General features: G+C 57.5%; 9 protein-coding genes. 3 read left to right on the top strand and 6 right to left on the bottom strand.

Translation table 11 applies throughout. The annotated features are described in order from the left end of the window. Nucleotides 1-7: 7 nt before the first annotated feature. A complete protein-coding gene (locus ASILVAE211_RS19995) occupies nt 8-814 on the top strand; it encodes a phytanoyl-CoA dioxygenase family protein (RefSeq protein ID WP_227323129.1) in 807 nt (268 codons plus the stop codon). Nucleotides 815-865: 51 nt separating this feature from the next. Here ASILVAE211_RS19995 and ASILVAE211_RS19990 read toward each other — a convergent pair whose 3' ends face one another. Genes ASILVAE211_RS19990 through ASILVAE211_RS19980 form a run of 3 tightly spaced genes read right to left on the bottom strand, consistent with a single transcriptional unit; the run spans nt 866 to nt 4,335 of the window. Then, the gene (locus ASILVAE211_RS19990; protein ID WP_227323128.1) at nt 866-2,494 is read right to left on the bottom strand and encodes an ABC transporter ATP-binding protein; all 1,629 of its coding nucleotides are present in this window, start codon (nt 2,492-2,494) and stop codon (nt 866-868) included. After that, on the bottom strand, nt 2,491-3,315 hold the full coding sequence (locus ASILVAE211_RS19985; protein WP_227323127.1) for an ABC transporter permease: 825 nt from the start codon (nt 3,313-3,315) through the stop codon (nt 2,491-2,493). The genes ASILVAE211_RS19990 and ASILVAE211_RS19985 overlap by 4 nt, the downstream gene beginning before the upstream one ends. A gap of 15 nt (nt 3,316-3,330) precedes the next feature. Next, on the bottom strand, nt 3,331-4,335 hold the full coding sequence (locus ASILVAE211_RS19980) for an ABC transporter permease (RefSeq protein WP_227323126.1): 1,005 nt from the start codon (nt 4,333-4,335) through the stop codon (nt 3,331-3,333). Nucleotides 4,336-4,535: 200 nt separating this feature from the next. Between ASILVAE211_RS19980 and ASILVAE211_RS19975 the strand changes: the two genes are divergently transcribed. Beyond that, the gene (locus tag ASILVAE211_RS19975; protein ID WP_227323125.1) at nt 4,536-5,339 is read left to right on the top strand and encodes a GntR family transcriptional regulator; all 804 of its coding nucleotides are present in this window, start codon (nt 4,536-4,538) and stop codon (nt 5,337-5,339) included. Nucleotides 5,340-5,373: 34 nt separating this feature from the next. On the opposite strand, the gene ASILVAE211_RS19970 is transcribed toward ASILVAE211_RS19975, so the two are convergent. The 3 genes from ASILVAE211_RS19970 to ASILVAE211_RS19960 form a co-directional block, all read right to left on the bottom strand. Beyond that, complete coding sequence (locus ASILVAE211_RS19970) at nt 5,374-6,723, bottom strand: LLM class flavin-dependent oxidoreductase (RefSeq protein ID WP_227323124.1); 1,350 nt, start codon at nt 6,721-6,723, stop codon at nt 5,374-5,376. Between the two features lie 80 nt (nt 6,724-6,803). Then, on the bottom strand, nt 6,804-8,285 hold the full coding sequence (locus ASILVAE211_RS19965) for an ABC transporter substrate-binding protein (protein WP_227323123.1): 1,482 nt from the start codon (nt 8,283-8,285) through the stop codon (nt 6,804-6,806). Between the two features lie 281 nt (nt 8,286-8,566). Beyond that, nucleotides 8,567-11,542, bottom strand: coding sequence for a glycosyltransferase (locus ASILVAE211_RS19960; protein ID WP_227323122.1), 2,976 nt, complete (start codon nt 11,540-11,542; stop codon nt 8,567-8,569). 1,175 nt (nt 11,543-12,717) lie between these two features. Between ASILVAE211_RS19960 and ASILVAE211_RS26110 the strand changes: the two genes are divergently transcribed. Next, the coding region (locus ASILVAE211_RS26110) for a hypothetical protein (RefSeq protein ID WP_264479001.1) at nt 12,718-13,160 on the top strand (443 nt) is incomplete at its 3' end.

Here is a 13,160-nt window from a genome sequence, read left to right as displayed (position 1 = left end):
CTTTCGCGTGACCCCATCCGCATCTTTGCCCAGCCAGGACGATATCGCGCAGTTTGACCGTGACGGCGCGGTTCTTTTGCGTGGCGTCTTCAAGGATTGGGTCGAGCCGCTGCGCGCCGGCACCGCGCAGCTGATGGCCGATCCCAGCCCGCTTGAGCGTTCGTACCAACCGGCGGACGGAAGCGCGCCTTTTTTTCAGGATCTGTGCAATTGGCAGCGCATTCCTGACTATCGCCGTTTCGTCATGGAGTCCGGTGCGGCTCAAATCGCCTCGGCATTGATGCAGTCGCAAACCGCGCGCTTTTTCCACGACCATATCCTGGTCAAGGAACCGGGCAATTCCATCGTCACGCCCTGGCATCAGGACCTGCCCTATTACTGTGTCAGCGGCGACAAAAGCGTCTCCATGTGGATCGCCCTCGATCCGGTGCCGCGCGACGTGACGCTGGAACTGGTCGCCGGCTCCCATCAGCAGGGCCGCATCTACAAACCGATGCGCTTCGACGGCACCGAACTCTATGCCGGGGACACGACAGTCGCCATGCCCGATATCGACGCCCATCGCGACGACCACACCATTCTTGGCTGGGCGGTGGAACCCGGCGACGCCGTCTGCTTTCACTTCGGTACCATCCATGGCGCACCGGCTAATCTCGCCAAGCAAAGCCGCCGCCGCATTTTCTCAGCCCGCTGGGTTGGTGATGGCGCACATTTCATCGACCGTGGCGGCAAAGGCTCTCCTCCGTTTCGCCATCTGTCCCTGAAGACTGGCGACGCTTTGACAGGCGGAGACTTTCCTGAATTCAGCGCCTGAAGCTGCATCGGCCGCGCCTTGCCTTATCCCGGCGCGGCCGATGGAAAGCTTTTAGCTGCGCCCCTGAAGCTGCTGCTCCAGCCAACCCGTATTCATCTGCGGCACGGCGGCGACCAAGGCTTTCGTGTAATCCGCGCGTGGCGGATGCAACACCTCCTGCCGGGTTCCCTGATCGACGATCTTGCCATGCTGCATGACCACGACATCATCCGCGATGGCTTCAACCGTCGCGAATTCATGCGTGATGAAGAGAAACGAGAGCTTCATCTCCTGCTGCAATCGCATCAGCAATTTCAGAATTCCTTCGGCGACCAGCTGATCCAGTGCCGAGGTCACCTCGTCGCAAATGACGAGTTGCGGCTCCGCCGCTAATGCGCGCGCAATGCCGATGCGCTGCTTTTGGCCGCCTGACAGTTCGGACGGAAGGCGATTGGCGCAATCAGCCGGCAATTCCATCATATCGAGCAGCCTGGACACACGCGCCGTAGCCTCTGCGGACGAAATGCCGAGAAAGAATTCCATCGGCCGGCCGACGATATTGCGTACCGTCTGCCGGGGGTTCAGGGCCGTGTCCGCCATCTGATAAATCATCTGGATGCGCTGCCTATCCTGCCGGCTGCGATTGGCGACCGCCGGGGCCAGCACACCGCCATCCATCAACACCTGACCGGAGACGGGCGGCAGCAGCCCGGCAATGACGCGGGCGAGCGTTGATTTCCCAGACCCCGATTCTCCGACCACCGCGACGGTGCGGCCACGGTGAACATCCAGGCTGACATTTTCCAGCACTTTGCGGCGGCCACCATAGGCTGCCGTCACGTTCCGAACGGACAAAACCGGCATCGCCTCTTCCACCGGTGCAGCCGCTGGTTTTTCCATATGCCGCACAGCCCAAAGCGAGCGCGTGTACTCCTCGCGCGGCGCGGACATCATGGTCGAAGCCGCAGCCTCCTCCACATCGCATCCATAGCGCAGCACTTTGATGCGGTCGGCCATTTGGGCCACGACCGCCAGATCATGGGTGATATAGATCGCTGCCGTGCCGAATTGCCGCACCACATCCTTGATGGAGGCCAGCACCTCGATTTGCGTCGTCACGTCGAGCGCGGTCGTCGGCTCATCGAAGATGATCAGATCAGGGCGGCAGGACATTGCCATGGCGGTCATCGCCCGCTGCAACTGCCCGCCCGACACCTGATGCGGATAGCGGAAGCCGATAGTGTCGGGCTCGGGCATCTGCATGCGGCGATAAAGCTGTTTCGCATCGTCATAGGCAACCGCGCGGCTTTGCACGCCATGGCGCACCGGACCTTCGGCATATTGGTCGATAAGCCGCTGCGCCGGATTGAAGGCCGCCGCCGCGCTTTGCGCGACATAGGCGATGCGCGCGCCCCTGAGAGCGCGTTTCGTTCTCTCACTCGCCGACGCCAGGTCGATGCCGTCGAACAGGATGCTGCCGCCGCTGATGCGACAGCCGGGCCGGGCAAAGCCCATGGCGGCAAGGCCAATTGTCGATTTGCCCGCACCGGATTCGCCGATCAGCCCCAGAACCTCACCCCGCTTGAGGTCCAGATCGACGCCATGGACGATCTCATGCCAATCGCCCTCGGCATTACGCGCTTCGATTTTCAGACCACGGACGGTCAGGAGATTGTCCTGGCGGATAGCCATGTCGGTCATACCCGTGACCCCCCAGTTTTGCCGAGGATCCAGTCCACGATGAAGTTCACAGCAATCGTCAGGCAGGCGATGGCCAGACCAGGAATGACCGGCGTGATGTCACCGAAGGTGATCAGCGTGGCGTTGTCGCGGATCATCGAGCCCCAGTCGGCAGTCGGCGGCTGCACGCCGATGCCGAGGAAAGACAGCGCAGCGATGAAGAGAAAGACGAAGCAGAAACGAATGCCGAATTCGGCTGTCAGCGGCGCCACCATATTCGGCAGCAGTTCATGGCGCGCAATCCACCAGAACCCTTCGCCACGCAATTGCACGGCCTCCACGAAATCCAGCACGACGAGGTTTCGTGCGACGGACCGGGCCAGGCGAAAGACGCGCGTCGAATCCAGCAGAGCCACCACCGTGATGAGCACCGGCAGCGACGTGCCCAGAATGGTCAGCAGCAGCATGGCGAAGATCAACTGGGGAATGGACATCAGGATATCGACCGCCCAGGACAGCACGGCATCGACCCATCCGCCCCTGATGGCCGCGACGATGCCGAATGTGCAACCGACAGAGAAGGACAGGAAGGTGATCAGCAGCGCCACGCCCACGGTATTGCGCGCGCCATAGACGATGCGGCTGAACATGTCGCGGCCCAGATTGTCGGTCCCGAGCAGAAATTTGTCGCTCCATCCGGAATACTGGTCACCGACGATCTGGAACTGCCCATAGGGCGCGACCCAATGGGCAAAAGCCGCGACGAAGATATAGGCGAAGACGACCACCATGCCGAGCAATGCGGTCGGCGGAATCTTGGAAATGCTTTTGAGAAATCGCATGATCTGGCGCGCCTCTCAGCGGGGATGCAGCAGGCGCGGGTTGGTGACGATGGAAAGCACGTCCGCGAGCAGGTTGAGCAGGATAAACACAGCGGCGAAAATCATGCTCGCCGCCTGCACCAGCGGAAGATCGCGCTTGGAGACGGAATCGACCAGAAGCTGACCCAATCCTGGATAGACGAAGACGACTTCGACCAGGACGACACCCACGATCATATAGGCGATATTGATGACGATAGCGTTGATGATCGGCGCCAGCGCATTGGGCAGCGCGTGCTGGACGATGATGCGCCAGGGCGCGATGCCCTTCAAGCGCGCGGTCTCGATATAGGAGGTCGACAGTAGATCCATGATCGTCGCACGGGTCATGCGCATCATATGCGCCATCGTCACCAGCGTCAGCGCCAAGGCGGGCAGCAGGCACACGTAAAGACGATCCCAGATCGGCATGCCGAGCGAAACTTGTGAAAGACTGGGGAACAAGGTCAGGCGAACAGAGAAGAACAGGACCAGGATATAGGCGACGAAGAATTCCGGAAAGGAAATCGCCCCAAGCGTCACGACATTGATAAGGCGGTCGACAATACTGTTGCGGTAGAGCGCCGCGATAATACCCAGCAGAACCGCCAAAGGCACCGAAATGACAGCGGCATAGGCAGCCAGGAACAGCGTATTGAACAGCCGCTCGCCAAGGATGGAGGATATCCTTGTTCCGGCCAGCGAGTAGCCGAAGTCACCCTGCAACATGCCACCCAGCCAATGGACATAGCGTATAGAGGGCGGAAGGTTGAGGCCGAGATGCTGCCTTAGACTGGCGACGGCAGCCGGCGTTGCCCCCTGCCCCAGCATTGCCTGTGCAAAATCCCCCGGCAGCAGACTGACGCCAAAGAAAATGATGAGCGAGACAACGAACAGGGTCATCAGGCCGGTGCCCAGGCGGCGTAGCACCATGCGCAGCAAGGGATGAAGCCTCAAAGCCCCACCCAAACCTTCACCCCTGCTCAACTTCGTCTCGTTCATAGCCGCCTCCAACTGACTGACCGACATGGCATAGGATGGCCGGTCGTTCGGCGGATGATCTTCACCTGCTTCGCCAAAAATCATGCACCTTGAGAATATTGTAAAGACATTATCTGCCGAACTCCTGTAGGCGTAGATTCACCTTCAAACCAAACCCCGGGCAAAGTCTTGATTCCAAATCGAATGCAGGCGCATTTTATATGGCATCATCGTTCTTCTCTCCGAACCCCACGAGATCACTCACCACCAGCATGTCCAAAGCAGTTGCATTTCCACTCGACGGCCAAGGCCCGCTCTTCAGGCAAATCGGCCGTTCGGTCACCGGGCTGATTCTAGAGGGACTCTACAAGCCGGGGGAAAAGCTTCCATCCGAGGAAGAACTGACCGAGATTTTTCAAACCTCACGGCAAACCATCAACAAAGCGATTGGGGAGCTTGCGCGCAACGGCCTGGTGGAACGCAACCGCCGCGCCGGCACCGTGATTTCGCTGCGCTATCAGCGGCAATTCGCCATTCCCCTGCGCGAGGTTTCCGAGGATATCATCGCTTCGGGCAAGGATTATGAATTCCGCATAACCGAGCGCCGCCTGGTAAAAAATGGCGAGGCAGGGGATCTATGGCGTGCGCTGCCGCGCGGCGCTCGGCTTCTTTACATCGAAGCGCTGCATCTCGCGGATGACTATCCGGTGCAGCTTGAAACGCGATTCATCAATATCGCCGCCGTGCCTCAGGTCGAGAAGGAACACTTCCAGGAAATGTCCCCGGGCAAGTGGCTTCTCCATCATATCAAATGGTCGGAAGTCGATCACGCCGTCCGTGCGGTGAATGCCAGTCCCGATATGGCAAAAAAACTGATGGTGGCCGAAGGCGCACCATTGCTTGTTATCGAAAGACAAACCTTCCACCACGAAAAGCCGATCACCATGGTTTGCCTGACCAATCCTGGTGACCGCTTCGAAATCAAAGGTCGCTTAAGCCTCGGCTCCGACACGGATCATGATTGACCGGCGCGCCCTCGCAGAGGGGCGCGCCGGCTTGTCACGCAGCTTCGCCTGACGCGGCATAACGGCTTGCCGGCCGCGCAAGACCCAGATGGTCGCGCAAAGTCACGCCCTCATAGTCCTGACGATAGAGGCCACGGCGCTGCAATTCAGGCACTACCTTGTCGACAAAGGTCTCCAAACCGTCGGGCAAGGTCGGGAAAACCATCATGAAGCCGTCGCACGCCTGTGCGCTGAACCATTCTTCCATCACATCGGCCACATCATCTGCCGTGCCCAGAACACGCTTGTTGCCGCGCTCATAACGCTGCCACAATTGGCGAACCGTCAGCTTCTGCTCTTTGATGAGCGAGACGATCTGCTCGAAATAGCGCGTGTGCAGATTAGCCGATTTGGGAATGCGGTCGAGCGGAATGGGCTCGTCAAGCGGAAGGTCAGAGACATCCGTTTCCAGATCGGATGCGATGCGCACCAAGCCAACATCCGGATGAATCATCTCCTGTAGCGTGCGGTACTTGTCTTCCGCCTCCCACCGGCTGTCCGCGACGAGCGGCGCGAAACCCGAAAGAATTTTCATCTGGTCCGGCTGGCGGCCGAATTTTTCCATCCGCCCCTTCAAATCGTCATAATAGGCTTTGGCGGCGGCCGGTTCATCGTCCGAATTGAAGACGACTTCCGCCGTCTCGGCTGCCAATTCCTTCCCAGCGCTGGAAGCGCCCGCCTGAATGATGACAGGCTGCCCCTGCGGCCCACGGCAGATATTCAATGAACCGTGAACCTTGAAGAAACGGCCATCGTGATTCAAGGCGTGAATTTTCGTGGGATCGAAATAGACGCCATTGGCCTTGTCATAGATGATGGCGTCGTCATCGTAAGTGTCCCACAATGCGCGGACAATCTCGACGAACTCTTTCGCACGCGCGTAGCGGTCGCCATGTGACGGCAATGCGTCCAGACCGAAATTGCGCGCCGCGTAATTATTGCCGGAGGTCACGACATTCCAGGCGGCGCGGCCATGGCTCAGATGATCGAGGCCAGCATAAAGACGCGCGATATTGTAAGGCTCATAGAAACTGGTGGATGCCGTACCACCAAGACCGATCTTGCTTGTATGCCCTGACAAGGCCGTCAGCAGCGAAATCGGCTCGAAGCAGTTCATATATTGCGGATGACGGCTCCACGCGTTGAGCTTGTCCGTGCGGGCCGCTGGCGTGTCTGCCACAAAGAAGAGGTCGAACTTGCCTCGCTCAGCCGTCTGCGCCAGTTTCGCGTAATAGCCGATATCCATCGCACAATCGGTCGGACCGCCGGCGGTAATCCAGCCTGCCGGATGGAGGCCGTTAGCCTGCGCGAGCAGGGCCAAGGCCATCTTGCGGCTTGCAGCCATAGTCTTTCCTCTTCAGTCTTTCACGCAGATATCGCCGGGGCTGGCGGTATCGACTCACCAGCCCCGGTGCGTCAGCGTGGTTATGCGAACCACCAGCGTTCAGCGAAGCGCCCACCATCCATATCGAAATCCGACCCCAATTCGCCATGCGCCACTTTGCTGGATGTCGCATCGACGAAATCGGCAACGACGGGGATAACTTCGCCGCCGTCGTCGGAAATCAGGGTCTGCATGTCGTAATAGAGCTGCCGGCGCTTCTGCTCGTCGAATTCGCCGCGCGCCGCCGTCAGCATCTGATCCAATTTCGGATCGGACATATGCGTTTCGTTCCAGCCGGCCGCGATTCCGGCGGTGCCATAGGCAAGCGAGATCATCGCGTTCTCGTTGGCGCGGCCGCTCCAGCGGGCGACACAGAAGGGCTTCTTGAACCAGATATTGTCCCAGTAGCCGTCTTCCGGCGTCTTCACGACCTTAATATTGATTCCAGCCTTGGCGGCCTGGGCGCTGTACAGAACAGCGGCATCGGTCGCACCGGCGAAGGGCGTTTCCGAGGTATAGAGCTCGATGCTGAAATTTTCCTGGCCGGCCTTCTTGAGATAGAACTTCGCCTTGTCAGGGTCATAGGCTTTCGGCTTAAGGCCGGCGTCATAGAACTGATAGGCAGGCGTGATCGGCTGGTCATTGCCGACGGTTGCATAGCCATTGGCAATCATCTTCACCATCTGCTCGCGGTCAACAGCGTATTTCATCGCGGTGCGCAGATTGATGTCGTTGAAGGGCGCGATATCCATGCGCATCGGGAAGGCGTAATGCGCCTTACCCGCCGTCGCCAGCAGCTTGACGCGCGGGCTGCGCTCCAGCAGATGGGCGGTCTTCAGATCAACGAAATTGCAGGCGTCGATGGACCCGGACATCAGAGCGGCGGTGCGGGCAGACGCATCCTTGATCGCCAGCATTTCGACCGAATCGAAATGCGCGCGTCCCTGCTTCCAGTAGTTGGGGTTGCGCTTGACGACGGATTTCACACCAGGCTGAAAGCTTTCCAGGATATAGCCGCCGGTGCCGATGCCTTTGTTGAAATCGGTCTCGCCATTCGGCACCATCGTCAGAGTCTCAAGCGTCATAAGGCTCGGAAAGCCGACGTCGCCCGATGAAAGGACAATCGTCAGTTCGTATTTGCCAGTCGCCTTGATGTCCAGAACCGGCTTGAGGATCGGCGCCGCCGTCGAGGTAGTGCCTTTCACGCGATGCAGATTGATCGAATACACGGCATCATCGGCCGTGAAGGGGCGGCCGTCATGGAAAGACACGCCCTGGCGCAGCTTGAAAACCCAGGTCTTGGCGTCCGACGACCCCGACCAGCTTTCCGCCAGTTCAGGCACAAGAGCACCGCCCGGACCGACTTCGATCAGGTTATTCCGCAACTGCCTAAACAGGAAAAGCTGAAAATATGTCGAGTACAGAGTGGGATTCAGATTATCGGTCGCGGCAAAGTCGCCAACGCCGACCCGCAGCGTGCCGCCGTTCTGAGGCACCGCCGCAAAACCGGAACGTGACGTCAAGCCCAGCAAGCCTAGAGACGTCGATCCCGCGATAAATCCGCGACGTCCAACCCCATGCGACAACGCCATGCTATCCCCATCTGTTCAACCAAGCGGCCCGCTAGGCTGCCACCGAAAGCTAAATTCCGGTTCCATGGGTTATTTGTAAAGACAATAGCAGCGGCCAAAAGTAAGAAAATGAACTGATTTGCCGAAAATGACCATAATTTGAGCAAGTTTATTACAACTTTGCCCAAGAATTAGTCGATAGCGGCGCAGGCGCATCGCTGTTCCCGACAAAATCACCTCCGTATGTCGTCTGCCTCAATGCTTTGGCTTGCGGCCCAGGCCAGAGCCTCCGGCAAGATATCGACGGCGCGTCGCTGACTGAACAATCTGAACCCCTCTTCGGCAACCTGCCGGCGCTTGTTGTCATCGCGAACCAGTGCCTCAGTGGTTTCCACCAAGGCGTCATAGGGAACGCCGATGAAAGCACCCTTCAGATCCTCGTCGATGCGCTCGCCCAGATTGACCTCGCTAATCACGGCACAGCGATTGGCGAACAAATCCGACAGCCGCACGATCTCGAACCGGCCGTTGTCATAGTAATGAATATTAATGACGACCTTCGACCGCGCGATCAGGCTATCAAGATCCGTGGAAAAAACATTAAAGACCGCCCCCACTGCGAGACCGCGCTTTCGTAATCCATCCATGATTTTTTCGCGGCGTTCGTTGAATGACCCATAGAATAGAACGTCGATATCCTTTTCCGGAGTGAAAACCGACCGAGACAGCGACGGGACATAAAACAGCCTGAAATAAAATACGGGCTTTTCCAGAATTATGCTCAGGCTGGCTGAGTTCTGACTGTCATAGTCCCAGACAATAGTACGAGCGAGACAACGCAGATAAGCGTCCGTCATGAATGACGACGCTGAATTTTCAACATTTAAAATGATTGTGCAATCGGAGAGCCGTGCACGTTCATTGTCGGTCAGCAGATTGGCTCCGATCACAATAAGCGGGTCAGGCATGACAGGCGGCAGATCTCTCACCAAAACAGCCCGGGCACCCAATTCCTCCACACCTTGAACCAGAATCTCGGCAAGATGATCGACGAACCCAGCCATATCCGGGTGGACGAATACTGTGACTGGGTCGGCCTTCGTTCTGAAAGCCTGCAACCATTCCGATAATTGTCCCGGCGCAATCACTGACTGGTGCTCGACGGACCCGGGCGGCTTATCGATGTTTGAGGGATCATCCGATTGCCCGGTGTGCAATGAAGCGGGGACTGGCTCTGCAAGCGGTGGATTGATTCCCAGCAGTCTGCTTGCTCTGCTGAACTCGCTCGACGCGTCGGAAGCCTCGCCAATAGCGAAGGTGATATAGCCGTAGGTTTGTCGATTATCCAGGTATTGCGGAATGCCGGCCTTTCGGGCGCTCTCCGAGAATATGACGTATTCGTGGCGCTCAGTCTTATCGGCATAAGCGAGGTCGGGTATCACATCGGACCGGATCAGATACGTGCAGTGGACCACCGGCACTTCATTCACGCCACGTATATACCCATTCAAAATCCAATGATATTGATCGCATTCCCTGTAGTACCCGTTCTCGTCGATCTCTGCATGATAGTTGGAATAATAGCTGCCCGCATCGATCGAGCGAAGGAGCGGTGCAACGATCGGAAGATTGAGCGCTACCAGTTCTTTAAGCGTCGATGATCGAATAAAATTGTCGACGTCGGAGACGAAGTAAAAAGCGCATTGATGATGCAATGCGCGCTGCAAACTTGTCTGCCTTATCTGTCCCAGGACCAAAAAGCGCTGGGCATTCCACTCATGCTCGGCAAAATTTTCGACGGGTTCGGATACATCACTCGCGTCATACTCGACAGCCGCATAAAGATCACCAACCCGAGAAAGCCACGCGCGAAGGATATCGTGCGTATCGTCTGTATTATTGTTGGTTCTGACATAAAGAACAATGTCCGACTTCGGATAGTCGAGTGCCTCGATACAGGCCAAATATAGCGGAAGCGCCTTTGCCTTCTGCTTCGCAAGAATTGCCAGCAAGATTTTGGGCATTGTCGTCACATGCGTGCGCAAAGGCCGATCTGCTGTAATCGCATGCAGGTCAAGCTGGCTTGTGCGACCTAAAACCCCGAGATTCGCCGGTCGCGGCAATTTATCTGCCGCGAACCGGGCATTGGCACCGACACGAATCCGCTCACTCTCGGGAAGAAGCGGATTGGCGAGAAGATTGAGACAGGTGTCGAGGCTGTCCCGGTAGTCACCCACCCAATAGGCGCTGATTGCGAATTCATCGGCCAAACCATAGTCATAGATCCAGCGCTGAATGAACAATCCGCCACCCGGCATCGGGATCCGCATGCCACGGCGCGCATAGTGCACGCCCTCCTGGCATCGCCCCCGCAGACGGCAGAACCGGGCGACGCCATGCAAAGCTTCAGCCCGCGTCGGAACGATGTCGGCTGCCTTGAGATAGGACGCGATGACCTCATCCGCCGGATAGGCTAATTCTTCTTTCAAAATCGCAACAGCATAGAGGCTCTCAAAGATCTCTTCGTCCCAATAGCCGAGTTCCGCGCGCAGGAGGTAATTGTCGAGGGCCTTCTCTCTCTCTCCACAATCACGATAGCTCTGCGCCAGATAAAACCTGTAGCGAGAGATCAAAAACGGGTCAGCCTCCGCCGTGAGCGCCTTTTCGAGAACCGCCGCATCATCACGGTATTTGTTTGGATTTTCGTTGCGCGCCCCGCCGCGTCCGGTGTCGATACGAAGGCCGGCCGCTGTCGCTCGGGTAACCGGTCCCTCCGGCCCCTCCAGATACTCGTGCAACACCGCCTTATAAGAAAACGTCATTGCATTCCGGCAAAGCTGGGGCCTGAAAAATCGCGCACTGCCATGCCTGATCTCGACATCGTAGAGATCCTTGTCGAGATCTGTCTTAAACAAAACGACATCAAGATTTTCCTCGATGATCAGAGCATCGTCGGCATCCATAATCAGCGCATAGTCAACCAGCGGCAACTCGCGCAGCTTGCCCAGCACATGGGAGCGGTTATGGGCGAAATTCTGCCAAGGCTCGTCGATAACCTGGCCGGGGATTTTTTCTTTCGCCAGCCAATTTCTGATCAGCTGCTGCGTGCCGTCGCTGGACCCGGTATCCTCGATCAAAACGTAGTCGATCAAAGGCCTGACGCTGTCGAGGCAGCGCAGAATCACGGCGCTTTCGTTCTTGACGATCATACAGAGGCCAATCGTCCTGGGATTGGGTATCATGGTCTATGCGCCATTTCTTTGCCTCTCGCGCCGAACTGCCTTGTACAGGCCCCATGACAGCCATAGGACGCGAAGCTTGCCAATAGGAAATCGCGGCTGTTCAAGAAATTGGCATCGGCTTCGTATTATACGGCAGTCTCAGCACTAAGACTGCTTGAACCGCCAGCCGATCTGAGCTTTGGGACTAGTCGAGCGGACAAAAGAGACTGCCTCGGTCTGCGCTCGGGTAGTTTTTATTCTTAAACGATGGTGCCGTTTCACAGGCGTCTTTAGCCCGTCTTTTTTTCTGCGACTATGTTTCGGATATAGTCGCTCTTAAGGTCTCTTGGGAATTTTTTATTGTCGTTTGTGAGTTTAAGCAGCATTGACCTAGGTCCGCCGCCCAGGCGGCCTAATCCCCGCGGTCAATTTACATCAGAAATGACAATGCTTTATGAATTCGACCCTACGCTGGGTGAGTATTCTGAGGTGCGTTGTAGAATCGATAACGATTGCTTGATGCCACGCCGTTAATTTCAAGAGCCTGAGTTAGCCAGCGAATTGAAAATGAAGCGCCGCCGATAAGGCGAGACCACACCATTGAGCCTGGACGGTTATGCAAGGAGACGTGACCTATTTCGGTTTAAAACTCTGTCCTTGCCAAAGCAAGACTGCGACTTCGCCGCGAAAGAGTGGCCAGGAATTCCGACATGTCTGGTGAATCCACTCTCGCGATCAACGGAACGGTCACCGGCTACACTGGATCTGGATATGCAATAATATATGACACCTATAGTGGCGTCACGACGCAGGTCGGCTACGCAACTTTAGTTACAACCCCAGGTTCGACCACCGTTACTTTTGCAACCACAATATCCGCGCCCGTTGGGTCGGGAGAAATCCTAACTTTTTATCTCCCTAGCGGCGTTCTGAGTGGCCCCCAAACTCTTTCCGTTTCCGAAACGCCGACACAAGGCCCTGCCGTCTCTGTAACAACATCAGCAACTGCCAGTGCGTTATTAACCGGATATTACGTCTACACTCTTTCGGCCGTCACTGTCACCACAGCCGGAGCAACCGGAGCAACCGGAGCGACTGGAGCGACTGGCAGAACTGGCGCAACTGGCGCCACCGGCAATACCGGCGCGACAGGTTCCACAGGTGTGACAGGCTCAACCGGCGGCACTGGCCCAACTGGAAGCACCGGCGTCACAGGGGCAACTGGCTCCACCGGCCCGACGGGTGTCACCGGACAAACTGGTATCACAGGCTCGACAGGATCGACTGGGGCAACCGGCACAACTGGGGCAAGCGGTTCCACAGGCGGCACGGGTATCACAGGCTCCACTGGCAACACGGGTGCAAGCGGATCGACTGGCAGCACTGGTCAAACCGGCGTGACCGGTCAAACTGGTGGCACGGGCGCGACGGGTTCCACTGGTGTAACTGGCATGACCGGTCAGACCGGTGGCACAGGGGCAACGGGTCAGACTGGAGCCACAGGCAACACGGGTTCGACGGGGGTAACTGGCGCGACCGGCTCAACTGGCAGCACGGGCCAAACCGGCAACACGGGTGCGACCGGATCCACCGGCGTGACTGGGGC

It is taken from the genome of Acidisoma silvae (genome assembly GCF_020618775.1).
Classification (GTDB): Bacteria; Pseudomonadota; Alphaproteobacteria; order Acetobacterales; family Acetobacteraceae; genus Acidisoma; species Acidisoma silvae.
Note: the sequence above shows the minus strand (reverse complement) of the source record. Positions and strands in the feature narration are given on the sequence as shown.